Source organism: Myxococcales bacterium (assembly GCA_016720545.1).
GTDB lineage: Bacteria > Myxococcota_A > Polyangia > Polyangiales > Polyangiaceae > JAAFHV01.
This window is the reverse complement of the sequence record JADKKK010000014.1, coordinates 32,376-57,742: the sequence shown is the minus strand read 5'-3', so window position 1 is coordinate 57,742 and position 25,367 is coordinate 32,376. Positions and strand designations below refer to the sequence as shown.

Annotated in this window: 20 protein-coding genes and 1 tRNA gene; 6 read left to right on the top strand and 15 right to left on the bottom strand. The window is 69.8% G+C overall.

Features of this window, described 5'->3' with window-relative positions; all coding sequences use genetic code 11:
* Window positions 1–4: 4 nt before the first annotated feature.
* From IPQ09_22625 to IPQ09_22590, 8 genes are all read right to left on the bottom strand, one after another.
* Window positions 5–535, bottom strand: a complete 531-nt coding sequence (locus tag IPQ09_22625; protein MBL0196969.1) for a hypothetical protein — start codon at window positions 533–535, stop codon at window positions 5–7.
* Window positions 536–885: 350 nt separating this feature from the next.
* Window positions 886–2,073, bottom strand: a complete 1,188-nt coding sequence (locus tag IPQ09_22620; GenBank protein ID MBL0196968.1) for an AAA family ATPase — start codon at window positions 2,071–2,073, stop codon at window positions 886–888.
* 169 nt (window positions 2,074–2,242) lie between these two features.
* Window positions 2,243–2,743, bottom strand: a complete 501-nt coding sequence (locus IPQ09_22615; protein MBL0196967.1) for a macro domain-containing protein — start codon at window positions 2,741–2,743, stop codon at window positions 2,243–2,245.
* Window positions 2,744–2,954: 211 nt separating this feature from the next.
* Window positions 2,955–4,850, bottom strand: coding sequence for a BREX-2 system adenine-specific DNA-methyltransferase PglX (gene pglX, locus IPQ09_22610; protein MBL0196966.1), 1,896 nt, complete (start codon window positions 4,848–4,850; stop codon window positions 2,955–2,957).
* Window positions 4,771–6,510: an Eco57I restriction-modification methylase domain-containing protein gene (locus IPQ09_22605; protein MBL0196965.1), complete on the bottom strand. Its 1,740-nt coding sequence runs from the start codon at window positions 6,508–6,510 to the stop codon at window positions 4,771–4,773. The genes pglX and IPQ09_22605 overlap by 80 nt, the downstream gene beginning before the upstream one ends.
* A 231-nt stretch (window positions 6,511–6,741) precedes the next feature.
* Window positions 6,742–7,116 (bottom strand): GxxExxY protein, encoded by a 375-nt coding sequence (locus IPQ09_22600; protein ID MBL0196964.1) that lies wholly within the window; start codon window positions 7,114–7,116, stop codon window positions 6,742–6,744.
* A 149-nt stretch (window positions 7,117–7,265) separates the two neighbouring features.
* Window positions 7,266–11,444, bottom strand: coding sequence for a protein kinase (locus IPQ09_22595; GenBank protein ID MBL0196963.1), 4,179 nt, complete (start codon window positions 11,442–11,444; stop codon window positions 7,266–7,268).
* 216 nt (window positions 11,445–11,660) lie between these two features.
* On the bottom strand, window positions 11,661–12,419 hold the full coding sequence (locus tag IPQ09_22590) for a hypothetical protein (GenBank protein MBL0196962.1): 759 nt from the start codon (window positions 12,417–12,419) through the stop codon (window positions 11,661–11,663).
* A 222-nt stretch (window positions 12,420–12,641) separates the two neighbouring features.
* Here IPQ09_22590 and IPQ09_22585 point away from each other — a divergent pair, with 222 nt between their 5' ends.
* The 3 genes from IPQ09_22585 to IPQ09_22575 are packed head-to-tail and all read left to right on the top strand — an operon-like array spanning window position 12,642 to window position 16,106.
* Complete coding sequence (locus tag IPQ09_22585) at window positions 12,642–13,583, top strand: PD-(D/E)XK nuclease family protein (GenBank protein MBL0196961.1); 942 nt, start codon at window positions 12,642–12,644, stop codon at window positions 13,581–13,583.
* A complete protein-coding gene (locus tag IPQ09_22580; GenBank protein MBL0196960.1) occupies window positions 13,580–14,155 on the top strand; it encodes a hypothetical protein in 576 nt (191 codons plus the stop codon). Before IPQ09_22585 ends, IPQ09_22580 begins: the two co-directional genes overlap by 4 nt.
* Before the next feature lie 58 nt (window positions 14,156–14,213).
* Complete coding sequence (locus IPQ09_22575) at window positions 14,214–16,106, top strand: DUF262 domain-containing protein (protein ID MBL0196959.1); 1,893 nt, start codon at window positions 14,214–14,216, stop codon at window positions 16,104–16,106.
* 13 nt (window positions 16,107–16,119) lie between these two features.
* On the opposite strand, the gene IPQ09_22570 is transcribed toward IPQ09_22575, so the two are convergent.
* From IPQ09_22570 to IPQ09_22545, 6 genes are all read right to left on the bottom strand, one after another.
* Window positions 16,120–16,473: a hypothetical protein gene (locus IPQ09_22570; GenBank protein ID MBL0196958.1), complete on the bottom strand. Its 354-nt coding sequence runs from the start codon at window positions 16,471–16,473 to the stop codon at window positions 16,120–16,122.
* 641 nt (window positions 16,474–17,114) lie between these two features.
* On the bottom strand, window positions 17,115–17,870 hold the full coding sequence (locus IPQ09_22565; protein ID MBL0196957.1) for a Fic family protein: 756 nt from the start codon (window positions 17,868–17,870) through the stop codon (window positions 17,115–17,117).
* Entirely contained in the window at window positions 17,842–18,435 is a 594-nt protein-coding gene (locus IPQ09_22560) for a DUF4065 domain-containing protein (GenBank protein ID MBL0196956.1), read from the bottom strand. The genes IPQ09_22565 and IPQ09_22560 overlap by 29 nt, the downstream gene beginning before the upstream one ends.
* 235 nt (window positions 18,436–18,670) lie before the next feature.
* Window positions 18,671–18,826: a hypothetical protein gene (locus IPQ09_22555; GenBank protein ID MBL0196955.1), complete on the bottom strand. Its 156-nt coding sequence runs from the start codon at window positions 18,824–18,826 to the stop codon at window positions 18,671–18,673.
* 527 nt (window positions 18,827–19,353) lie between these two features.
* Window positions 19,354–19,539 carry a hypothetical protein gene (locus tag IPQ09_22550; GenBank protein MBL0196954.1) on the bottom strand — a complete coding sequence of 62 codons (186 nt, stop codon included), beginning with the start codon at window positions 19,537–19,539 and terminating at the stop codon, window positions 19,354–19,356.
* Window positions 19,540–19,694: 155 nt separating this feature from the next.
* Window positions 19,695–19,775, bottom strand: a tRNA-Leu gene (locus IPQ09_22545).
* Window positions 19,776–19,926: 151 nt separating this feature from the next.
* Between IPQ09_22545 and IPQ09_22540 the strand changes: the two genes are divergently transcribed.
* From IPQ09_22540 to IPQ09_22530, 3 genes are all read left to right on the top strand, one after another.
* Window positions 19,927–21,534: a hypothetical protein gene (locus IPQ09_22540; protein MBL0196953.1), complete on the top strand. Its 1,608-nt coding sequence runs from the start codon at window positions 19,927–19,929 to the stop codon at window positions 21,532–21,534.
* A 63-nt stretch (window positions 21,535–21,597) separates the two neighbouring features.
* A complete protein-coding gene (locus tag IPQ09_22535; GenBank protein ID MBL0196952.1) occupies window positions 21,598–23,166 on the top strand; it encodes a hypothetical protein in 1,569 nt (522 codons plus the stop codon).
* Window positions 23,167–23,286: 120 nt separating this feature from the next.
* Window positions 23,287–23,937 carry an SDR family NAD(P)-dependent oxidoreductase gene (locus tag IPQ09_22530; protein MBL0196951.1) on the top strand — a complete coding sequence of 217 codons (651 nt, stop codon included), beginning with the start codon at window positions 23,287–23,289 and terminating at the stop codon, window positions 23,935–23,937.
* Between the two features lie 94 nt (window positions 23,938–24,031).
* Here IPQ09_22530 and IPQ09_22525 read toward each other — a convergent pair whose 3' ends face one another.
* Window positions 24,032–25,345: a hypothetical protein gene (locus IPQ09_22525; GenBank protein MBL0196950.1), complete on the bottom strand. Its 1,314-nt coding sequence runs from the start codon at window positions 25,343–25,345 to the stop codon at window positions 24,032–24,034.
* Window positions 25,346–25,367: the final 22 nt, after the last annotated feature.

The following is a 25,367-nucleotide window of genomic DNA, read 5'->3' as shown; positions in this document are numbered from 1 at the left end:
ACCGTCACCGTACCCGCTCCACGAGCTCGCGAACGAAAGGCAGCAGCTCGGCAGGCCCTCCCTCACGCTGGAGGTCGGCGTCGTTCATGGCCGTGTCGTCACCGAAAAGGTGGCCAACCTTCGCGTCACCCAGCGCCTCCTTCAAGTTCTCGTGATGCCGCTGGGTGACGCTCAATGTGTAGAGCGCCTGGACGCTGGCCCTCCGCTGCCTTCGGATCGTGCGGTTCTGCCCCATGCCGGCCCACCCCTCGAGCACCGAGCGAGGGAGGTAGTTTTCGATCGCACGGCGAGCAAGCTGGTGACGGTGCATCCCTGCATCCCTACAGACTTCCTCGAGCTTCCTTGACGCCTTGCTGGGCGACGCGGGGGCCCCCGCGTCGCTGTCGAAGAGGCACGACGCGAGCAGCGGTTCGCCCCGGAGGAAGAGCTCTTCCACCCGCCGCGGCATGCTCGAGATGCCGCCCCCGTGGTCGGGCTCCAGCCACTCCTTCGCCATACGCTCCCGCAGGAAGTCGCGCTCCGGCTTGGGACACATTCGCAGCAAGAACTCTCGGTCGTTGACTCCGTCCTCGAGAAGTAAGCGATAGGGACGCTGCAGAAGGTTCCACGCCGCGATCGGTGAGATGGCTCGGCCGCCCGTAGGCTCCGTGCTGACGGTCACGCCGAAGTACGCGCGATTGCTCGCCTCCTCCAACATGGACCATTCGACGGCGTGGTCCACTGCGGCAGCGTGGGATTCAGGCGCGAGCGCCTCCCTCCACTTGCGAAAGGCCGGCTGTGCGCTCGATCCGATCAAGACGCGGTGCCGGTGGACGCGCGCGAACCACAACAGGGGAAGACACCAGGCGGGCTCGGACTCGAAGACAGACCCGTCGACCACGATCCTCATCTTTCGAGGCCCTCCCGAGCCTCCAGGATCTTCCGGGCCTGCTCGAGGTGCTCCGAGAAGACCCCAGGCGGCCAGCCCTGGCGCGAGCCATCCGGGCGCAGGGGAATTTCTCGCACCGTCGAGAGCCCCGCGTCGCTCTCCACCAAGCACACACTCACGTCCACCGGAGCGAGCTTCCTCTGGGCGACGGCGAGCTGGAGCCCCAAGAGCAATGTCTCCGAGTGGGTCTCCAGGACGAATCGCGCATCTCCTTCGCAAGCCTCGAGGAGAACGTCGACGAGGGCGAGCTCCGCGGCGGGATGAAGGTGCAACTCGGGCTGCTCGATCGCCACGACCGGCGCCTTGCCTAGCTGACCGCGACGCGCCATGGCAGCGAGCGTGACCACGGGCAGGACCTGAACAATCCCCTCGCCAACCGACGAGAGCGGCACGCTTCGCCCGGGAAGTCCCCTGGGCGCGACTTCCGCGTAGGCACCTTGCGCATCGCGAGCCGTCATCAGCTCGACACCCGCGATGCGGTCGAGGGCGCTCTGGACGTCCTTGTACACTTCGTGGTCCTGTCCGAGGCGCTCCAGATGGGGAATCGGGCTCTCCGGCGCATACTGCGTGCCATCCGCCACGTATCGCGGCTTCGGCGCTCCACGGGTCGGAAGCCATCGGACCGAGGTCCCGAAAGCCTCGAGCCGCGCGCGCAGGCCCGCATACGACGCTCCCTCCGGGAGAAGCCCGGTGAATCGAATGTCTTCGGGGCCCTTCTGGCCGTCGTAGGTCGGAGCGAGCGCCTCGTTCGGCTGCCATTCGGCGTCGAGGCCGAACGCTTCGCTTACGATCTTCTCGACGATCGGCGTGCCTACGGCGTCGCTTGCCTTGAACACGTCGAGGAGGGTGAATTGAACGTCGGCGTCCGCCCAGGCGAGCCCGACGCGCATCCGTTTCGCGGCCGCCGTGCGCGAGACCAAGTCTTGGAAGCGAGCGCCGCGAGCGGCCGCGTGCACGAGCGCCAGCGGTTCACCCTCCGTCGCCGAGCGGAGATTGCACGATGCCGCCATCAGCACGAGCCCACGCAACAGAGCGCTCTTGCCGACGTTGTTGTAGCCGTAGAGCAGCGTGAGCTTGCGCCCCAGCGGGACGCGAGCTGGCGAGAGGAAGGAGCGGTACTGCTCGAATTCGAAGGATATCAGCATGAGGACCTTGCTCCACGAGGACGACGTGCTCGCGGCGGTCGATGTGGGGTGGGAAGCCACGGCAGGCGATCGCACATGAACGTGCTCGACGCCCGCACGTAGGTCCGGTGGTTCACCGAGCCCTGGGAGGTCGCCCTAGGCGCCGGGGAGCTCGAAGGCTGGGTGGTGGTCATGCCTCTCCTCCTGCCAGCGATTTGGCCGGCTTGTCGGAGGGCCCGGCGTCGTTGGGCTCGAACACGAGCGCGCGGAGGTCGGGCAACGCCGCCAATGCTTGCTCGATCAGGGGACGCACGTCCGTCCAGGCGAGACCGCCGAGACCGCACCCGAGCGGGGGGATCGCGATGGACCGGATGCCACGCCCCTTCACCTCCGCGACGAGGGCGACGAGCCCCGCCTCGATGTCTTCGATTCGGCTGTCGCCGCGCCAGTGCCGCTTCGTCGGGAAGTTCACGATGAAGCGCGGGTTCGTGAGCTGCCCGGTCTCGAAGATGAACATCTTGCCTGGCACGACCTCCTTCCGCTTGCAGGCCGTCTCGTAGGCCTTGAAGTTCTCGGGGTACGCTTGCTTGAACTGCGCAGCGATACCCCGCCCCATGGCGCCCACACAGTTGACCGCGTTGACGATCGCTTCGGTGTCCGCCCGCAGAAGGTCGCCCTTGGTAAATTTCATCGCGCTCCTCAGAGAGTACCAGCTCGGCTGCACCGAGATCTGCGGTTGGTGAGCACATCGTCGCCCTCCTCGGAAAGATTCACCACGGAGGCACGGAGGCACGGAGGCGAGAAGGAGATTTCGGGTTCGAGACGCGCGTGACGCGCGACCCCTCTCGAACAAAGCCTCGCTCCCTCTCGGCTCCGTGTCTCCGTGCCTCCGTGGTGAATTCTCACTCATCGTCCCCCTCGGGCTTCGCGGCCTTCTTCGGCTTCGCCCCCTTGCCGCGCCCCGGAGCCGGGAACTTCGACCTCCACGCCTCCAGCACCTCGCGGCTCGGGCCCCCGGGGCCCACCAACGCCGAGAGCTCCGCGCGGAGCCTCGTGGCCGCCGCCGCGTCCTGCCGCGCCACGTCGGGCAAGAGGCGCCACGCGCTGTCCAAGAGACCCGCGCGGTCCGCCAGCGAGACCCCCGCGTCCTCGAGCTCCTCGTCCATCGCGAGCATCGCCTTCACCCGCTGAAGCGGCGTCCACCCCGCCCACCCATAGAGCGTCTCGGCCCCCGAGCGGCCCGGCACCTCCGTGAAGGCCACGAAGCGCTCCTTGGGCACGTCGAGCTTGCCGCGTAGTTGCCAATATTCGGTGCGCACGAAGTCCCCACTCCCGTACGCCGGCGGCACCTCGGGAGTCACCTTCTCGCCCGCGTCCTCGCGGCGCTGGTCGTCCCACGTGCGCTCCCACGCCTCACGCTTCACGAGGCCCGCGGGCTTGTAGACGTGGAACCTGTGATTGGGCACCATGTCGCCCTGGAGCGCCTCGGCCACGAGCTGCGTGAGGCTGAAGTCCCGTCGCCCCGTGAGCACCTCGCACACCGCGAGCACCCGCGCGTCGTCTTGCAGCGCCGCGGAGGCCTGCTCGAGGGTGACCGGCCGCCCGCGGTCCTTCACCACGGTCTCCACTTGGTCGGCCAGCCAGAGCTCGAGGGCCTCGCGCTCCTCGGTCTCGTAGTCGGGTTTGTACCAGCGACGCTTGAAGTTGGCCGCCTCGATGAGCGTGAGCGCGGGGTTGGCGCGCGTCCGCGCGCGCCGAGCCTCGATGCGGGCGCGAGTGCTGGCGGAGAGCGTCTTGGGGGCTTCAGTGGCGGGCTCCCACCGGTGCCGCTCGAACCACACCGAGGGCGACTCGCTGGACTCCTCGCCTCGCGCGATCGTGGCGCGATTGGCGGCGTCCCGTGCGGCAAAGTCGAGACACCACGGGAGCCACGTCGGAGAGAGCGGCTCGACTTGATCGGGTGGTACGACGTCGCTCGCCTCGTCGAGGCCGTAGAGCGAATAGCAGAGCCAGTCGAGCTCTTCTTGGAGCGCGACCATGTGCTGGAAGTCGGCGTCATCGCGCGTGCGACGTGCGTCGAGCCCGGCGCGGAGCTGAGGGGCAGACTCCCACGACTCGCGGTTTCGCAAGACGGCGCTCACCCCACCCTCCGAGCGGGCGCGCGCCAAGGCGTCGAGCTGCGCGGTATAGGGCACGACCCGCGCGGCCTCCTTCACGACGGGAAAGAGCTTCATCTTCGTGGAGTCGTGCTGGAAGAACTGCTCCCACAGCGAGCTCTTCATCCCCTCGTTGACGCCCTGACTACCCTTGCAGTGAAACACCTGTTTCATCCAGAAGCACGCGGTGGACGAGTTCAGGAGGCCCAGGAGGGCGAGGTGGTCTTCCTCGGTGGCCCCGGCCGGAAGCTTGATGACCGGCGCGCTTTGCTTGAACACCTTGCCGCCCCGGTCGAGCACGAAGTGGTTGTGGGTCGCCACGAAGGCGAAGGCGATGGAGAGGGGGGTTCGGAAGCGGTTCGCGAAGAACATGGAGTGCTCGAACCACTTCTTGCCCCGTTGCTCTATTGTCTCTCCGTAGTCGAGGCGAGCCTTTAGCGGAGTTCGGTATCGTTCAAAGTGGGCGCGCTCGGCGTCGTGTTCGGGCTCACGCGGCTCGAGGCTCGTGTCGTAAGGAAGGAGACAGCCTTCGACCGTGTCGATGCTCCAGTCTCGAACGACGTCACCCGTGCCCAGGGGCGGCCCAGTGTCGGTCGCCGCATATGCGGCGTGCGTACGCCGAGGGCAGGAGAAACACCTCATCGAGTCCTGTATGCGTCGTCCGTCCAATTTCGGTCGACACGTCGGACAGCCGTTCACGGGCGTGGGTGGAGATGCGTTCCTTCAGCTCCGCCGCCCCACCCCCGCCCAGGCTCCAAGGGTGTTTCCCCAGCGTCTCCCTGGGCAGATCCGCCACGCTCGCGTACTCGGTCTCGAACCCCACCGTGTCCCACCCGTCGACGATACTGGCCCACACCCGCCCCTTCGCCGGGTCTTCCGGGGTGCCGCTCTCCCCGCGTTTCCCCATGACCGCGCGCACGGTGTCGCTCGTGGGCCTGCGGTTTCGGCCGAAGAGGAGCACCGTGGGGGTGCCGTGGAAGGGGATGTACGCTTGTGACGTGTCCACCACCAGCGTGAGGTCGACGCCGGCGAGGATCTTCTCGATGAGCGGCTTCCCGAACTCGCGCTTCATGAAGTTGTTGCTCGTGATGAGCCCGACGTAGCCGTCTTTCTCGGCGAGCTGGAAGCACCGCTCGGTGAAGGGCGAGCCCAGCGAATACTGTCGATAGGCCGACACGTACCGCTGGGCCTTGCCGAGCTTCTCGCGGTGGTAGTCCTTCCTCGCCTCGTCGCTTTCGACGATGTACGGCGGGTTCGCCACGACCGCGTGGAACCGCTTCGCGAACACCTTCTTCAGCTCGGCGCGCACGTCCGACCGCGTGAGGGCGGCGCGCGGCTTCTCTTCGGCGGGGACGCCCTCGAAGAGCCCGAACTGCACCGAAGGTTTCACCTCGTCGCGTTCGATCTGCTCGAGCCCGTCGGCCCAATACACGTGCGGGTGGAACTGCGCGGCCTCGGCGAGGGTGGTCACCCCGGCGAGGTCGGCGGCGGTCATGATGAGGCGCGCGCGGGCCAGGCCACACGCGTAGTCGTTCAGGTCGATGCCTACGATGCGGTCGAGGCAGCCCTGCACGAGACGAGAGGGAGATTCACCACGGAGGCACGGAGGCACGGAGGCGAGAGGGAGATTTGGGGGTTGAGAGGGAGACGCGCTCTCTCGAACAAAAAAACTCTCTTCTTCCCTCCGTGCCTCCGTGCCTCCGTGGTGAATTCTCCTCTCTTCACTAACAAGCCGCTTCAAGGCATCAATCAAGAAGTGCCCCGATCCACAGGCCGGATCGAGCACCCGCACCACCCCAGCCCCGAAGGTCTCGATGGCGGGCGTGAGGGTCCTGTCCAAAATAAACCCGCGCACGAAGTCGGGTGTCTGGCACAGCGCGAACCGGTCCTTCACCACAGGGTCCAGCTCTTGGTAGAGGTCCCCCATGAGCTCCCCCTCGAAGGTCTCGTGGGCAAAGCTCCAGGTGGCCCCGCTGTCGGCGTCGCGGTGGCGCCAAAAGGCAATCAGCCCCCGCGACAGCTCGTCCGAAGGCAACGCCACCTCGGCGGCTTGAGGGCTGAAGAGCTCGGGCAGGCCGCCCTCTTTGCTCGCGAGATCGCGGTAGATCCAGCGCAGGAACGCGGTCTCCCCGAGGTTCGGCGCGAGGCGCTCGAAGAGCTGCTGCGACTCGGGGTCCAAGAGGCGCCCGGGCGCCAGCAAGCCGCGGTCTTCCAGGACGCGCACGTACACCGATTTCAGCACCCACAGCACCGCGGCGCGGCGTGACAGGAGATCGGTCCACACCTCGAAGTCCTCGGCCACCTGCTCGTCGGCGTGGAGGCGCTCGGCGCGCGCGCGCTCACGCGTGTACCGGCCGCGCGCATCTTGGTGCGCAGATCGGCGGCCAGCTTGGCCACGTGGTCGCGGAGGGCGGAGGTGAGGCGGGTGCGATCGGCTGGTTTCATAGGGGTATTGAAGAAGGAGAATTCACCACGGAGACACGGAGGCACGGAGGCGAGAGGGAGGGAGAGCGTTTTTGTTCGAGAAGGCGGGTTAGAGGACTTTTCGATGAATTCCCTGCTTGAGGGTGGGGACGTTGAAGTTGATGAGCAGCCCGACGCGCTTTTGGCTGAGGCGGAGGTAGGTTAGGAGCTGGGCTTCGTGGAGCGGGAGCACCCGTTCTACAGCCTTGAGCTCCACAACAAGTGTGTCGGCGACGACCAGGTCCATTCGATACCCGCACGTCAGGGAAGCCCCCTTGTACGAGATGGGCAGCTCGACCTGGCGTGCGAGCGCCACGCCGCGCAACCCAAGCTCACAACAGAGACATTCCTCATACGCCGACTCCAGGAGCCCTGGCCCCAGCGCCTTGTGCACCTCAATCGCCGCCCCGATCACCACCCCCGTCAGCTCCTCCCCGATCAACATGCGGGCTCCTCAGAGGAGAATTCACCAGGGGGCAGGGCACGGGGAGAACAGGTGGGCGCGCGCGTGGCGCTTGCCGCGCGCAGGTCTCTCTCGAAAAAAAATCCTCCCTCTCGCCTCCGTGTCTCCGTGTCTCCGTGGTGAATTCTCCCTCATGATGGCGCCGCGAGCCCCGTGGCCAGCCCCAGGGTGGCCCCCTCGAGGTGCCACATGGCCGCCCCCTCGTTGAACCGCGGCTGGCGGTTGTGGATCACCCCGGGGACCACGAGCACCCAGAAGCCGTGGCTCCCCGAGAGGGCCTCGTCGTAGAGCCTCCGAGGCAGGTCGAGCGCCTCGCAGAGCCCGAGCAGCGCCGTCTCCCCGAGCACGATCACGCGGCCCGGCGCCCCGTGCTCTTCCAGCAGCCGAAAGAGGGTGGTCTCCGCCGCCTCGGTGAGGGCCTCCCGCTGCCCGACGAAGCGCTCGGCGCGCTCGAGCGCGGGCAGGTCGGCGCCGTGCTCCTCGAAGAAGGCGTCCTCGAACGAGACGTACGTCGCGCCCGGCAGCGCCGCCGCCACCGAGCGCCCGATGTCGGCCAAACGCTCAGGCGGCACCACGAGCATACGAAACCCGCGCGAGCTCGCGGCGTCGCGCAGGCGGTCGCGGATCTCTTCCTCGAGGCGTCGCGCCACGCCGTTGCCCGTGGGGGTCGCGGCAGGCGAGAGCGGCGCGTCGGGCGCGAGCGGCGGACTGGCCACGATCGAGCGCGCGTGGCCGGGGATCACCTGGTGGCCTATCACGCGGCAGTCGAGCTCGCGGAGCAGCGCGAGCAGGTGATCGGGCTCGGGATAGGGCGTGCGCGGCCCGAAGGTGCGCCGCACCCGGAGCTCGAGCTCCTCGAGATCGAGCGGATCGCGCGCCTGATCGAGCACGAACGCGAGGCTCTGGTGAGGGTCGAGCGGGCCCACGAAGAGGTGCCCGGTCTCGGCGAGGTCCACGTCCTCGCAGAGGCGCACTCCGAGCGAGAGCGGATCACCGTCGAAATGGGGGAGAATACCCAGGAGGGATCGCCGCGCGGCGTCCGGCTCCGTGGGGGGCCACTGGCCGGCGATGCGCAGCACCTCGCCGGTGAAGGCCCGGAGGGTGTCGCGGTCGAAGAGGGGCCGCGCGACCACCGGCTCGGCCACGCCGTCCACCTCGAAGAGGTGTGCGCGCCCCGAGGACACGCGCACGAGGAGGCGCGCGAGCCCGGCGCCGGTCACCACGCCCGCGGGCCACTCGCCCTCGAGGCGCTCCCCGAGCTCGCCGAGCCGCACGAGGCCCCCGAAGCCGTCGAGCAAATCCTCGAGCACGCTCGACACGCGCGCGAGCACGCCAAGGTCCAGCCGCTCGATCCCCTGCGTGAGCTCGTGGCTCACCTGCGGCTGCGTCTTGCCGAGGTTGGCGGCGATCTCGGCCTGGGTCTCGGTCGTGTGGCCTCGTGGGTTGGTGAGGCCCACGCACCGCTCGACCGCGACGCGCTGGGCGGGGCTGAGCGGCGCCGAGGCGAGCTCCCAGAGGCGGTCCAGGGTGTGCGCCTCCGCGCCCGCGGACGCGCCCGCTCGATCGCGAAGGTCACGAAAGGCATGGAGCGCCTCGACCACCTGCGCGAGCCGTGTCCGCCCGATGCCGTCCACCGCGTGGAGCTCGGCGTGCGTGAGCGAGGCCACGGCCCCCACCGTGGGCAGGTCGGCTTGCGTGAGCGCGGCTCGGAGCGCGGGGCCGAGCGGCAGCCTGTCGACGGGCTCGGGCGAGTCGGCGAGGTCCGGCACGAGGGACGGCTCGATCCGCAGCACGTGGGCGCCCGAGGGCAGCGGCTCGAGACCACGTGCGCGCAAGAGCCGCTGGAAGGCGAGGATGTCGGAGGCCGTCTTGTGGCCGATCGCGTGGATCGCGCGCACCTGGGACTCGGGGAGCGCGAGCAGCTCGCCCACGGTGTGCACCTGGTTTCGGGCGAGCGTCTGCACCGCGCGGCGCGGCAGGCGCGTGAGCCGGAGCGGCGTGGTGGCGTCGACCTCGTGGTCTTCGACCACGCGCGGGGCGTGCGGGTCGAGGGGCGCGGGCGAGAGATCCTCCCCGAGGGCCACGAGGAGCGCGTCGCGCATGGCCCGCGCCGAGGGGTAGCGCTGCTCGGCCACGGGGTGGAGGGCCTTCTTGAAGAACGCGGCGAGCCCAGGCGGATCGATGTCGTCCTCGCGCACCTGGGGCTCTTGGCCGGGCTCGGGGACGCGCCCGTCGAACGCGTGGCGCCCCGCGTAGAGCTCGAAGAGGCAGAGCGCCGCGGCGAACCGGTCGGTCGCGTGGGTCCACCGCGGGCTGCTCGGATCGCGGTAGAGCGCGGTGCCGCCGTAGGGGGCGTCTTCGGACATCGCGGCGAGGCTGAAGTCGATGAGGATCAGCCGACCGTCGTCCACGAGCAGGTTGTCCGGCTTCAGATCCTTGTGCGTCACGCCCCGCTGCTCGAGGTAGTCCAGCCCGGAGAGCAGGTCCTCGGCGAGGCGCCGCTGCACGTTGGGCTCCACGCGCTGGCCCGAGGTCGCGGCCTCCGCGGAGCGCTTCACGAGCCACTGGCGGAGGTTCTCGCCGCCCACGCGCTCCATCACCAGCGTGAGCCGGCCCTCGACCATCTTGGTGAGGTCAAGCACCTTGACGATCGCCCGGTCGTCGAGCGCGCTGAGCACCTGGTATTCGCCGCGCAGCGCCTCCTCGGCGACGCCCTCGGCGCGCGCGATTTTGAGGGCCCGCGTGCGCCCGCTCACGATGTGCCGCGCGGCGTAGACCACGGCCATGCCGCCCTGCCCGAGCCGGCCCAGGATCTCGTAGTCGGTGCCGACGCGGGTCTTCTCTTGGAGGTTGTCGGGATCGAGCGGCACGCTATGGAGCGGAACGCCCGGGAGCGTGCGCGCCTCGGGATCGCGACCCGCGCGGACAGCCGCGATGGCCTCGGCGAGCGTGGGGAACCGATCGGTCGGGCGGAGCTCGAGCATCCGCGCGACGGCCTCGTCCAGCGTGAGCCGGATGCGCGGCGCGGTGTCGCGGAGGCGACGCACGAGCCGCCCGGTCCCCATGAGGCGCCGCGTGCTGTCGAAGAGCGGCTTGCCGGTGAGCACGAGTCCAAGGAGCGCGCCGAGGCTGAACTGGTCCGAAGCGGGCTCGGCGGCGCTGAACGTGGTGACGACCTCGGGCGCGGCGAACACGAGGCGATCGTCCCCCACGGCCGTGTGGGCGATGGTCACGTCGGACGCGAGCTGCTTGGCGAGATCGAACCCCGTGACGCGGATCTGCTCGGGATCCGGCCTGTCTTCGACGAGCACGACCTCGGGGCGCAGGAGCCGGTGCACCACCCCTTGGCGGTGCGCCTCGTCGAGGGTCTGGGCGATCTTGAGCCAAAGGTCGACGCGCCCGGGCAGGTCGACCTTCTGCTTGCCGCGCGCCTCGGCGCCGTACCGCTCGATCCACGTGGTGAGCGTGATGCCCTTGAAGTGCTCGAGGGGCAGCACGATGCCGGCCTCGTCCGAGAACGGCGGATCGGCCGTGAGGATGCCCTCGCTGCGCCCGAGCCGCCCGAGCACCTGCGCCTCCCAGCGGGCGCGCTCGGTGACGCGCTCGCGCTGGGCGTCCGTGGCGAGGGGCGGGAGGCTGTAGATGCGCAGCACGCGCTCGGCGCCCGAGAGCGCGTTCTTCCCGAGCAGCTCGGTGAACGTGTCGCTCGCGTCCAGGGTCTCGACGATCTCGTACTCGCGCACGCGACGCACGGGCTTCGGCCCGCGCTGCTGCGCGCCCGTGAAGAGCTCGAGCAGCTCGCGCTCGGCGGCCGACGACGGCGTGCGCGCGCGGCCCCCGCTGAGGCGCTCGATGAGCTCGGGGCTCTGAAGCGCGGCGAGCAGCGTGAGGCGCGTGTGCACCCGGTCGTTGCTTGCGAGGCCGCGGACCCTCGAGTCGGTGGTGGCCGAGAGAAAGACGAAGCCCTCGGTCCACACCTGGCCGGCCTGGTAGGTCGTGTCGCGGAGGTGCGACTTCAAGACCTGCGCGGTCTTGCGGTTGAGCCGAAGCGGGCTAGGCCGCTTCTCGGGAGTCCACCAGTCGCTGTCGGTGCCCTGGATGATGCCGCGGTACGACTTGATCTCGACCACGAACACGGCCTGCGGCGCGACGACGACCGCGTCGAGCTCGTAGATGACCCCGCTCCGCTCGACCAGCCAGGGGTTGCCGTAGACCGTGTACGTGTCGGGGAGGCCCTCCACGAGGAAGCGAATGGCCTGGCGCTCTGCGTCGTGGGCGGGCTCACCGATGGGGACGAACTTGGCGGTCACAACGGCTCCTAGAGAATGAGAGGAAGAGCTCCCAGAGGAGAATTCACCACGGAGACACGGAGACACGGAGGCGAGAGGAGCAGAGATTGATTGTTCGAGAGCGAGAATGCGGTTCTCTCTCCCGCTTCGCCTTCGCTCTCCCTCTCCTCTCGAGAAAAAAAACTCTCTCTCGCCTCCGTGTCTCCGTGTCTCCGTGGTGAATTCTCGTTCTCGCTCTCAGACGAGCAGGATCGTGGCGGCGGGGAACCAGATGGCGAGCTGGTCCTCTTGCTGGAGAGCGCCGCCCTTGTCGGGGGCGAGCCCCACCACGAAGTCGAACGAGCGCTGGCGCAGCGGGTGCTCTGGGCGCTTCAGGTCTTCGGGGGTCACGCGCGTCGCGAACCCGGAGTGCGGCGCGCCCAGATCCAGGCCGACGAGGCCGGCGAGCGTGAGCTCCTGCCACGAGCCGCACGCGATCGCCACGTTCTCCTGGAGCGTGAGGCCTGGGTGTGTGGACACGAGGTAGTGCGCGAGCTGGCCGCCCGTGCCAGGCAGCTCGAGGACCTTCTGGTGGGGCTTCACGACATGAAGATCGGAGCGGGCCATGCGCGTGGGCACGCCGAGGAGGCGCGCCTGTTCGGCGATGTAGTCGGGACTCGGAGTGGCGAGGTCCGTCGAAGGGAGCGCCGTCAGCCACGCGTCGGCGAGCGGGGCCGGCAGGCCGCCGAGGCGAACAGGCCCGAGCGAGCCGTGGATAACCTCCGCGTCGAACGGCACCGGGTGAATCACCGCCGCGTCCTCGAAGAGGAGCGCCACGAGATCGGGGGCGGTGAGGCGTCCGCGGAAGCGCTTCCACGTGTCGAGGCGAGGCTCCGTGAGGCGCGCCGGGCGGCGCCCCGCGGCCTCGTCGCGAGCGAGCGCGTGAAGCAGCGCCGCGGCCCAGGTGCCGGTGGGGCGGAGGTCGGGCGAGAGCGTGGCGACGTCGAGGCGGGGCATGGCGAGGGAGCCTAAGGGGTTCGAGCGGGCGAGCACAACGCAAAGGGTGCAGACTCACTCGGCCCCTGGATCGATGGGTTCGCGCGGCGGAGGCGGCACGAGCAGACTTGCACGATGGGGACCCATCCCGATACCTCCTGAGGCGTCGCGGCCATTGCCTGGACCGGATAGAGCCGACTGTGCGGATGATCAGGCTTGCCGGCCAGCGGGAGTGGGCGCTCCATGAGCGCCATGGGGGAAGAATTCTGGGGCGAGCTACGCCGCGTGCACGCGCTCGGCGGTCCGGCCGGGGGCCCGGGCGCTCTGTTCGCGGCGCTGCGGCGCGATCTCGTGGAAGCCCACGCGCGAGAGCACCCGCGGGGCGAGGACGAGGACGTCGCGCGACTCGGCGCGGTGTGGGAGCGCCTCGTCGAGAGCGCGTTCCGTGAGGCGAACCACTTCGACGGCCTCGTGCAAGAGCTGGGCACGGCGCTCCACACCGATCCCGCGGCGGCCAACGTCGATCTCCTCGAGCTGCTCGGCCGCGCGACGTACGAGCCGCACCACACGCGCGTGCTCGGGGCGCTGATCGACCCGCAGCGCGCGGGCGCGCTCGGAGAGAGGCTCCTCGGGGCGCTGCTTCGGCTGGTGAGGGACGCCGGCCACGAGGAGGCCACGGAACTGAGCATGGCGAAGGTGAGGGTCGAGGAGGCGCAGACGCTCCCCGGCCCCACGAGCCGCACCATCATCCCCGACCTCGTCGTGGAGCTCGGCGAAGGCCCAAGCAGGACTCTCCTCGTCCTCGAGAACAAGATTGGCACCGTCGACCACGACCAACAGCTCGACGCCTACCGCCTATGGGCCGAGGAGACGCCCGCCGCCCGGCGCTATCTCGTCTACCTGACCCCGCGCGGCTTGGCCCCAACGGCCGTCGCAGATACCCAGACACACGGCTGGCGCTCGCTCTCGTATGCCGACCTCGCGGTCGCGTTTCGAGCGGAGCTCCGCGCCGCCGAGCCAGGTCCGTGGCGCGACGTGCTGGGACTCTACCTCGGCACCGTCATGCGCCACGTGGTGCGCCGCCCGCTCGACCCTCTCCCCTCGACGCGGGAGGCGCGCGCCGCCCTCGTCCCGTACCTCCGCGCCGCCCTCGGCCGCTCCACCGACGAAAGCCCCCCACGATGACCCTCCCCGCCTCCCTCGCGTTCTATCTCGACCACGCCTCCCAGGTCGACGAGCTCGTCACCATGGAAAAACCGAGCGACGTGTCCCCCGAGGACTGGCGCATGTTCCAAGACGTCTACGGCTGGGCGTGCGGCCACGTGGAGGCGATCCTCGACAAGGCGCGAGCGGGCGCGAAAGACGCGCTGTCCCTGAGAGCGAAGACAACAGCGGGGAACACGGACGTCCGCGGCGAGTGGGACGCGTGGTGCCAGCTCAAGCCAACGGCCCCTAGCTCGCTCCAGGGAGATATCTACTTGGGCGTCTCGATGGGGATCGAGACGCCTGAGACCGTTGGCCAGTTCTCGCTCACACCCTATCTCGTCGTGAGTCAGGCCGAGCGGAGGGAGGGGCTTCACACAGCGCTCCGCGACGCGGGATTCAGCGAGAGTGTTCTCTCCGAAAACGTCAAGGCCATCCATCTCCGCGAGATTCCCCTGCGCAAGGACACCGACCTCGACGCGGCCATCGCCGAATCCACCGAGTGCTTCCGGCTGCTCGCGGAGCGCTGGGAGAAGGTGTTTAGCCCCAGGTAACGGACCTCGGCGACCCACCTCCTTCCCGTACCAAGACCACCAAGACGGGCGCCACCTCGTGCAAGCCAATCTTCTCAGCATCGCCCAGCTCTTCGAGGGCAAGCTCCTTCGGGTGCCGGACTACCAACGAGGGTACTCGTGGGAGGAGCCGCAGCTCCGAGACTTCCTTGGAGATCTCGAGCTCCTGGGAGCGAGACAGGTCCACTACACGGGCACCATCGTACTTCACCGCACCGCCAACGCAGAGCCGCAGATGGACGAGGGCGGGGCCACCCACCAGGTCTTCGATGTGGTCGACGGGCAGCAGCGGCTCACGACGATCGTGATGGTGCTGTGTCAGGTCCGAAGGGAGCTGCAGAAACTGAGCGGAGACGCGTCGCTACCGGAGGGGATCCGCCGGTCCTTCCTGTGGGTCCACGCGCTCGGCACCAAGGCGCGTCTCCCGAAGCTCTCGCTCGCCGGGGAGCTTGGAGACTTCTTCGAGGGCCGCATGTTCCTCGAGCCGCGCTCGACGGCGTGTCCGAAGACGGCCAGCGAGGAGCGAATCGAGAACGCCCGCGCCTGCCTCGAGGACTACTTCCTAGCCCAGGCCACGAAGCTCGGCTCCGAGTACCCGGCCTGGCTCATCGACCTCTACGCGAAGGTGTCCCAGCGCCTCGGGACCTCGCTCTTCCCCGTCGAGAGCGAGGCCGAGGTGGGGGTGATCTTCGAGGTGTTGAACAACCGAGGAAAGCCGCTCTCGGAGCTCGAGAAGGTCAAGAACTACCTCCTCTACGTCGCAGCCAAGGTGGACGACTCGGGCCGCCTCGCGAGTCGCGTAAACACGGTCTGGGGCCACGTGCTCCGCAACCTGATGCACGCGCGCCTCACCCGCTCGGAGCACGAAGATCAGCTCCTGCGCGTCCACTGGCTCCTCGCACACGATTCGAACGAGCGCAGGTGGGACGGGAGCCGATCCGTCAAGTCGAAGTTGGCGCTCCAGGCGGGCCGGGCGGGCGAGACGCCTGCCCCACTCTACGCGGCGGTCGAGGCCTATCTGCTGACCCTCGACGCCGTGGCCGAGGCCTTCGCCGACATCGAGAAGCCCGACCGAGAGGGGGCCTTCCGCGGGTCTTCGACCGACGAAGCCCAGCGCCAAGAGATCGTCCTCTGGGTCGAGCGCCTCCATCGCGTCGGGTTCGTCGCCCCCTTCCGACCGCTGATCACGGCGGCGCGCGGGAGAGCGGACGCAGCAGGACTCCTCAAGCTCCTCGAGGCCTGCGAGCGGTTCTCCTTCCTCGTGTATCGCGTCGCTGGCGTCCGACCCAACGCCGGGCGGGCTTGGCTTCACCGCCTCGGTCACGAGGTGTTCCACGGGCGCATCGATCTGGACACGGCCGCCGCGCGCGTCCTTGGCGGGGTCGGCTGGTACCTCAAGACCCGCGCAACCTACGACCGCTTCTTCGAGCTCGATCGGGAGAGTCCGCGAAGCTTCTACGAGTGGGGCGGGCTTCGCTACTTCTTGTACGAGCACGAGCTGGCCCTCTCGGGGTTCCGCCAGGTGCGCCTCTCGTGGCGGCGGCTCCACGAACGACAGCCGAAGACGACCATCGAGCACGTGCTCCCCCAGACCCCCAGCGACCCCTACTGGGACACGTTCGACGCCGAGGCCCGACGGATCTATACCCACGATCTGGGCAACCTCTGCCTGACCGAGGACAACAGCTCCTATGGCAACAAGCCGTTCCCCGCGAAGCGCGGCGAAGCCGGGTCCACCGCCCGCTGCTACGCCACGAGCAACCTCTTCTCGGAGCGAGCGCTCGCGCAGTCGACCGCGTGGACGCCCGCGACCGTCCTCGCGCGCCGCGCGGAGCTCGTCGCGTGGGCGAAGCAGCGGTGGCCTTGGTCGGCCGCGGAGGGCACGGACGTAGAGGCGATCGCCGAAGAGGCTGATGCGGAAGACGGCGCGTAGGGTCGGCCGCTTCCTACCCGACGCCCAGCTCCCCCAGCCTCCGCGCCAACCACGCGTCCTCGGTCCGCGTGACCACGTCCTCCTCCCTCGAGAGCCACCCCGTTCCGAGCAGCCCACTGAGGCTCTCGTCCGCCGCGCCCACCAGCGTCGGCGAGAGCCCGAGGCGCTCGGGGAGGTCGCCGAGAGGGCAGCCTCGCGCGCCGACGGCGTGAAGAATGCAGAGCTTCGACGCTGCGGCCCACGAGTACACAAGCCAGAACGCGACGCCGGCCACGTAGAGCATCGCGAGGAGCGACCCGAGCGAGAAGGAGAAGAGGTTGGCGAGGATGACCGCCCCGCCAGGGACGCGACCCCTTGGGTGTCCCACGCGGCCCAGCCCATGAAGAGAGCCGCCACGGGGAGGGTCACGCACGCGGTCAGCGCGGGCCACCGAAGCGGGAGAGACGCCTCGTCCTTCCCACCGGACTTCAGGAGCAGCCTGCGGCCATAGGCGATCGCGAAGAACAGCCCGAGCGGCACGAGGGCCATCCAGTGCGCGAGCTTGAAGGCCTCTGGGTCATCGAGCGCACCCACGTGCTCGAGCGAGAGCGCGGCACCACACGTGAGACCGAAGGCGACGAGGAGCGCGACGATCAGGATGATTGGCAGCGCCGTCCACCACGCGATCGCCGCGAGCACGAGCCCAAGCACGACGCATCCACCCCGTGGGCCTCTCGGGCTCCGGCACTCCCCCCATGTGGATGGACTATCACGGGGCCTGACGAGGGGAAGGCTCACAGCGTAACGGCAACGACGCCGGCCGAATCCGAGCGATCGAACGGTTCCGGGGAGCGCTGGATGCGAGAGGCATCCGGCTACCCCATCGCGGCAGGCCCCGGCAGCCCCCCGGCGGTCGTCGCGTGCTCGGGTCGAGTTTCTGCTTTTTCCTTCGCGAGAACCGCCGGCGCCTCCGGACGGGTGCCGCGGGTTCTCACGAGAACCCTTGATCGGGCGAAGCGCGCCCGTGAACTACCTAGCGCCTTGCGCTGGCTCGTCGGGCTCTTCCTCTGGCTCTTCGACGTAATGATCCAGCCAACGAGCGAGCGGCGCATAGTGCTCGTCGTGGACGCGGTCCTCGTAGTCGAGCGCCCAATCCACGGACTGGAGCGCCACAACGTACTCTTTGTGAGCCTGCCGATCGTCGTCCCGGGGGAGCGGTCGGGAGTAGCGCCCCGTTGCTGCGACGAGCGCCGCGAACAGGGCCCGAGCCGTGCGTCCGTTGATGTCCGGGAACGGGTGAACCCGAAGGAACCCATGCACGAGCTTCGCGCCCGTCGTGACAAGAACAGGGCGCGTGAGGGTCCGAGCGTCCACGGGGAGGCAGCGGCGCGAGAGGCGGTGGAGCTCGTCGCCGATGCGCTCGGCTGCAACCCCGTGGCGGAGCTTGCTCTCGGGACCGTACGTGATCGGGCCGGCCCGGAAGCGGCCGCCCCCGTCGTGAAGCTCGGTCCCCATGAGAAAGGCCCGGTGGAGCTTGATCGCGAAGAGGACGAACGCCGCCGGGTCGCTCGGGAAGGGATTCGTGAGCGTGAAGATCCTCACGCGAGCAAGGTTGCGCTCGAGCACGTTCGAGGTCGCGACCGCTTCCCCGAAGGTGACCGGGCGCGCCTCGCACATGTGGCGCACGATGTCGGTGTCGAGCAGCTCGCACACATGCCGATCCGTCGGCACGTCGCCCGAGAGCAGCCGGGCAAGCTCAGAGCACCGCGGACACGGGAGCGGCATCGGCGGCGAGGGCCTCGCGAAGGTAGGCGGCCAGCTCGGCGAAGCTCTGGAATCGAGGGTCGAAGTGGAGCCCGTCGAGGGTGAAGATCCCGCGGTCTGTGAGGTGCTCCGGGAAGGTCACGCCCTCGGCGAACTTTGCGCGGAAATGCGCCTCGATTCCGTCGTTTGGGATGCGGACGGGAGGAGCGCCCGGGACGTCTCGCGAGTGAGCCTCGATCCACGGCGCTTCAAGGTGAGATTGCTCACGAAGGCCCCACGCCGAGAGGAGGCCGTACACCTGGACTGCGTCTCGAGCATGCGCCCGGGTTTCGGGCGAGAGAGCGTCCTCCGCACAGACATCCGGAAGCGTGCCCGAGTAGATCGCGCGTAGCACCGGACCGTGCTTCCAGGCCTCGAAGGTGACGCCGCGGAGCTCGCCGCCCTCGCCGTGGGCCCACGCGACGCCGGCCGCGTAGAAACAGAGCTTGTGCAGCTTGAGGGGGGTCAGGGCGAAGCCCGGGAGCGTCCCGTAGGGGTACAGGGCCCGGACCGTGGCGCCGAGAAGTTGTTCAGGCTTGAGATCCATCGACGCCGCCTCCTTCCGGTGGACAACCTACGAGTCAGGGGTCCGCGGTGCAACTCGTTCAACGACTCGCCGACGCTCAGCGAAAGGCCACGACCACGTTTCCAAGTCAATGGCCGAGACGCTCGGCAAGGTCACCGGCCGACCGATCACACAGGCTGACTGCGACGCCTTCGCAAGAGCGGTCGGTGAGCGCTGCGCTCGGGTGTTCTGCCCCGACGATGACGCCGACTGAGACTCACACCGCCGGCGGGTTCTTCGACGGCGGCGCCTTCGCATCTTCGCGCACCTGGAGGTCTTCGAGCCCGGCGGCCTCACCCCGCGGAAGGCAGAACGCCACCCGCCGAAGGCGCTCCCGATCTTCGCCGGGGAGCATCTGCTCCGTGAGGCGCACGGAGCCCGCCCCAGAGCGGATCCGTGCGCGCGTCGCGCCGCCACGGGGTGTCCACGAGCCCGACAGCGCGCGCGCCTGGGCGGCCCGCGCCGCCCCACAACGCGATCGCGAGGTACGGCGCGCGACGGGTAAGCGGCATCTCGGGGAGCGGCGCGAACCCCGCCACCTCGGTCAACGCGCCCGTCTTCGTCCGCCACCGCACCGAGAAGCACACGCGCTCTTCAAGGGCGCCACCCCACCCCACGCGCTCGACGGACCACCGCTCGAGCCGTGCGAGTAGCCGTAGCAGGTTCGCCACGTCGGCCGTGGCACCCGCTCGCGGCCAGAAGAACACGACGGCGCGCCCGTCTTCGTCGGACTCCGCTTCGATCGCGTCGTCGATCGTCGTGAAGTCCTCAGCGCACGGGGCCTCAAAGAGCTCGTGAAGGCGCGTCCGGTCCTTCATGGCGAGCCGCGCCACGAAGAGGCACCCGGCTTGGTGTCGCCCAAGCCACCGCTTCAAGTGCAGCGTTGGGGACCACTCGGGTTCAGTCGTCATCGTCCGCGCACGGATCGATCGGCTCGCACGGTGGGAGCTCGAGCCGCATCCGCGGACGGCCTTCCGCGTCGGTCACGGTCACCGAGTAGCCCGGGCGCGCGTGAGCGAGGCACCCCTTCGGGTCCTTCGAGAACTCCTCGCGCGTGAACCTCACTCCCTCGCGATCCTGCGTCATGGCGACACCTCCGGCTTCTACCCCTGCGTCGATCCTACTGGGCACCCAGCGCCCGGTCCATCCATCGGCGGCCGTTTGCCGCCGCATTGCGGTGGCCAATGCGGCGGCGAACCCCTCGAGCCGACCTCATTTTTCATCACCTAAACCATTAGAAGTGCACGGGAAGGGACTCGAACCCTCACGCCTCTCGGCGGCGGAACCTAAATCCGCTGCGTATGCCATTTCGCCACCCGTGCGGCGCCCTCAGCCTACCGCATTCCTCGCGGGGATGCCTCGGCGGTCGCGCGAACGTCGCGAGGGAAGATCCTCGGCCAGGGCCCGTAGGAAGGCGCAACCCCGCACGCTGGCCCCCACCCCCGACCCCTGACCCCACCGCAAGACGAGCTCATGCTGCACCTCCGCGCCCTCCGCTTCCTCCCCGTCGCCGCCTTCCTCAGCGTCTCCGCCACCCTCGCGGGCTGCGCCGCCGAGACCGAGCCCGAGGCCGACCAGACCGAGGAAGAGCTCCGCGCGCTCACGGGGCCCGAGGTGGTCGGCACGCTCGCCGCGGGCGAGACGAAGCAGGTGGCCTACACCCGCAAGCCCACCTACCGCGCGCTCCGCATGGAGCTGACGGCGAACCAGACGGTCGACCTCTGGGTGCGCTCGGCGTCCGGCGGCGACGCCCGCGCGTGGCTGCTCGGCTCCACCTTCTCCACCCTCACCTCGAACAGCGACGCGAGCGCGACCGACACGAGCGCGCACATCACGCGCACCGTGAAGAAAGCCGGCACGTACTACCTCGCGTTCCGCGACGAGAAGTACAAGGACGCGCAGTTCGAAGTCTCCTGGGACGCCCCGGCGCCTCCGCCGCCTCCGCCGCCTCCGAACGCGTGCACGACCGACGCCCAGTGCGGCGGCGGGCAGGCCATGTGCTTCATCGATCGCTGCGTCACCGTCAGCGAGGAGACCCGCCGCATCGACACGCTCGACGCGGGCGTCAGCGCGGCATACGCCACGAACGGCGAGCTGCGCGTCGCCTACAAGGCCTACACGCTCGGCTCGTCGGTCTCGTACAGCTTCTTCACCGGGCCGTGGAGCGGCGCGAGCGGCGTGGGCAGCATCGGGTCGTCGTCCGGCGCGCGCTGGTCGTTCGAGCGCAACCCCGGCCTCGATCCCGAGCTCGCGCTCACGTATGCACACTACAACGGTGACGGCATTGGCTACGGCAGCGCCGGCGGCCCGAGCCTCGGCTACCACGAGACCATGGGCGCCTTCGCGGTCGGCCGCAACGCCGCGGGCGCGCGCTTCGCGGCCCTCGTCGGCAACAAGACACAGACCAACGGCAACACGACCTGCAACCTGTACTTCGCCTCCGCGGCGCCCGGCGGCGTCTGGTCGGAGCCGCAGATCATCGCCCCCTGCTCCAGCTGGGACCTGCGGTCGCTCGCCATTCACCCCCGCAAGGACGGCTCGGCCGACATCGTCGCGGCCCGCGAGTTCGGCGGCATCACGCTCTACCGGCGACAGAACCCCATCGACCCGTGGACCAGCACGGTGCTCGTCCCGCCGACGAACACCCAAGGTCGCAGCGCGTTCTCGTTCGCGCACGGCGGCGACGGCACCACCCACCTCGTCGCGCAGACCTACGTCTTCACCTCGGACCTCTCGTACGGCGACTACACGGGGACCTACATGGAGCTCGGCGACGAGGGCGTGCGCCGCTCGATCGGCCTCGGCACGTACCCCACGCAGGTGTACCTGCCGTTCCCCACGGTCGACCTCGACGGCGCGGGCAACGTGTGGATCCAGAAGCGCCCGCGCGCGACCTTCGAGACCCCCTCGGTGGTGCGCATCGACCGCGCGGGCAACGTGGCGGAGCGCTCGCTCGGCCGCGTCTCGACCGGGTCGTGGCCGCACTCCTCGCTCGCGGTCTCGGCCAACGGCGAGCTCTCCTTGGTGCACGTGGCCGACTCGCGCAACGTGAGCCTCCGCCGCTTCACGCCGGCGCGTTAACCGGTAGTCCCCGAGGTCGAGGCCGGGGGGAACCTTGGCGGCGAGGGCGTGTCCAACGCCGCCATGCCCTCGCCCCGCCTGCTGCCGCGCGCCCCTCTTCGCCTCCACGCTTTGCCGCTCGGCCTGCTCGGTCTGCTCGCGGCCCACGTGATCGCCCCACGGCCGGCGCGCGCCGAGGAGCCCTGCCTGGTCTCGCCGGCCACCTCTGCGCCCACCACGCCCGCGCCCACGTCGGCGGCCTGCGCGGAGCTCGAGCGCGCCTCCGCGGAGCGGCTCGCGGAGCGCGCCGCGCGGAGCGCCGGGGTCGCCGCGCGTAGCCTCTACGACGAGGCGGCCGAGGCCTACCTCGCGACGTTTCACGCGCGGTGTGAGGTGCCCGTCGCGGCACGCGCGGCCCCGACGGCGAGCCGCTGCGAGGAGCTGGCGTACAACGCCGCGCGGGCCTTCGTCGCGGCCGGCCACGCGCCACGCGCGGTCGTCGCGTACCGCGCGGTCGTCGCGTTCGACCCGCGGGCACCCCTCGCGAAGTCCGCGCGCCTCGAGCTTGGGCGGCTCTTCCAGACCATCGCCGAGCTCGAGGCCGCCGCCGACGAGCTCGAGACCTACGCGCGGCTCTACCCCGCCGAGCCCGAGGCCCCGGACGCGCTCGCGGACGCGGTCGTCCTGCGCGTGGGCGCGGGCGACGCGGCCAGCGCGCGGCGAGGAGCGGAGCTCTTCCACACACTGTACGCGCGAGCGAACCCGGGCCGCGCCGCGGAGTTGCGGCTCGGCGCCGCCAGCGCGTACGCGGCGCGCGACGACTGGCCCGGAGTGGCCGCGACGCTCGGGGGCCACGACGCCCTCTTCGCGCGGGCCGCGGTCGATCTCCGCGTGCGCGCGCGTGGGCTGCTGGCGCGCGCTCACGCGCATGGCTCGCCGCGCGAGCGGGCGACCGCGGCCCGCGAGTACGAAGCCATCGTCGCCGAGTGGGGTGACGGCGAGGCGGCGGCGAAGAGCCTCGCGCACGCGTACCCGAGAGAGGACGAGGGCGCGCGCCTGCGTCGGCTCGCGAGGGCGCTCGTCACGGTCGGCGAGGCGACCTACCAGGCGGCCGAGGAGGCGCGGGCCGCCGACGTCGACTCGCTCCCTCCGCCCGTCTACGCGGGGCCGCTCAGGCCCACGGCCATCCGCGCGCACCTCGACACCCGCGTGCGCGACTGGGCCACCAAGAAGCGATTGGCCATCGAGAAGACCGAGGAGCTCTACAAGCGCGTGCTCCTCGTGCGCCCCGTGCCCCCGCCGCGCTGGGTCGTCGACGCCTCCGCGCGCGTCGCGGGTATGTGGGGTGGGTTCGGCGTCGAGCTCCGGCGTGTGGTCCCGGAGGCCGCGATGCACCTCACCACCGCGGATGGCGTCGCGTTCATCCAGCTCGTGTACGCGGTGGCGGACCCGATCTACGGGCGCGCGCGGCCGGCCTACCGCACGTGCGCGCAGCTCTCCACGAAGTACGCCTTCGTCGACGAGCTCTCTCGGGGATGTGACGCCTGGCTCGTGAAGATGCAGCTGCTCCCGAGGCTCGACGAGCTGCTCCCGGCCGCGCAGCCAGAGTCGTCGCCCGTGGTTCCCTCGCTCCCCGCGCGGGATACACCATGAGGCCCCGTGGGCTCACTTGAGTTAGTGGGCAGTCGCGTAGAACCGCTTGTCGCGGCGTCGCGGCAAACTTAGAACCGTCGCCATGACAAAGATCATCCTCGTGGTGGGTACGGGTCGGGCATCTCCGACGCGGTCGCGAACAAGTTCGGCGCCGAGGGCTTCTCGGTGGCCCTCGTGGCGCGCAGCGCCGACAAGCTCGCGGTGGGCGTCGCGGCGCTCGCGGCGAAGGGCGTGAAGGCCGCGGCCTTCCCCACCGACCTCGGCGACGCCGCGGCGGTGACCAAGATGGTCGCCGAGGTGCGCGCGTCCCTCGGCCCCATCACCGTGGTCCACTACAACGCGTACGCCGGCCTCGCGGGCGATCTCACCACGTCGAGCCCGGCCGACCTCCGCGGCGCCTTCGACGTCGGCGTCACGGGGCTCGTCGCCGCGGTGCAGGCCGCCCTGCCCGATCTGCGCGCGCAGAAGGACGCGGCGGTGCTCGTCACCGGCGGCGGCCTCGCGTTCTACGACGCGAAGATCGACGCGATGGCCGTCCAGTGGAACGCGATGGGCCTCGCGGTCGCGAAGGCCGCGCAGCACAAGGTCGTGGGCCTGCTCGCCGAGAAGCTGAAGGCCGACGGCATCTACGTGGGCGAGGTGGTCGTGCTCGGGATGGTCAAGGGCACCGTGTTCGACTCGGGCAGCGCCACCCTCGAGGCGAGCACGATCGCCGCGAAGTTCTGGGAGCTCTACGGCGCGCGCGCCGCGACCTCCACCAACGTGAGCTGAGCCCGCGGGTATCGTAGTGTAGAATACAACGATCCGAGCCTCGACTCCCGGCGAACGGGAGCGAGGCTCGTGGTCGTCCCGCGCCGTCGCGCAGCTACGGCGTGGGCTCTCTCATGTCGGCGTCGCGGTGCCCCGCGCTCGACGGCAGCGCGACGCGGCGCGCGCGCATGACGTTCCCGAGGGGCCGGTGCGCCTCGATCGTGTGCCACGGACGGAACGAGAACCCGTCGCAGCGCGCGCGATCGGCCTCCACCGCGGGGCTCGCGAGATCGCGCTTCTCGAAGGTGAGGCGCCCCACCTTCGTGAGCTTCGTGCGCCAAGGCACCGACACGTCCTCGATGGGCTCGGCCTTGGGGTCGGTCTGGATCTGCACGAACACGTCGGCGCACACGGTGCCGGCCGCGAAGCGCTTCTCCAGATCGGTGCGGAGGAAGTCCTCGGCCTTCGAGGGGGGCTGGTCGATGGGCGCGCAGCGCGTGCCCTGGAGGACGCCGGTCTTCACGACGAGCTTGAACGCGCCCTTCGCGCGCGCCTTCAGCGGATCGCCCGCCTCGAGGCCGAGCGCGTTCGTAGCGCCCGTGGAGAAGGTGTCGCCGAGGAGGCTCCCGACCTTCTTGGTCTTGTCGAGCGCGTGGTTCGCGAGAAAGTCGACGATGCGCACGTTCTCGTTGCTGGTGAGGAATCCGCCCGCCTGGAGCAGGTTGTCGATCTTGCCGAGGATGGTCGTGCTGTCGGCCGAGCCCATCATCGCCTCGCCGAAGGCCATCATGTGGCGCGCGTCGGAGGCCGGGGCCACGTCGTGATTGCCCATCAGGAAGTCCTGGGTGGTCGCGGCCTCGTCGCCTGGCGTGGTGACGATGCGCGGGCCCTTCACGCCCATGATCTTCAGCGCGAACCCGCGGAGATCGAGCTTGCGGTCGGACTGGCGCTGGCCAACGCCGTTGGAGAATCGCGCCCACGTGGGGTAGGTGGCGGCGTCGGCGAAGAGGCCTACGCGCGCGGCCGCGGGCAGCTCCGCGGGGTCGATCGCGAGCGAGCCCAGCACGCAGGCGTGCGACTTCGCGTGGAACGCGCGCTCGAGCTTCTTCGCGCCCGACTCCTTCTTCGAGTGATCCTGGAAGCGGTTGACGAGCTTGGCTATCGCCGCGAACTCGCCGTCTTCGTCGGGGAGCCGGTACTCCTCGCCCACGCCGAGCGTGGTCTGCGCCCACGGGTTCGCCGGATCGACCTTCGAGCGATCCACAGTGCCGGTCGCGACGCGGTAGAGGTTCGAGATCGAGAGCGCGTCGGCCGCCTCGGACGGGTCTTGCGGTTCCTCCGGAGGGAGCGCCGCGGAGCAGGCGGCGAGCGCCCCGAGGAGCAACAGCGGGACAGCGCGACGGGCAGGCGAGGGGGGCAGGCGGAGCATCGGGACCTCGGGAGCGGGGGAT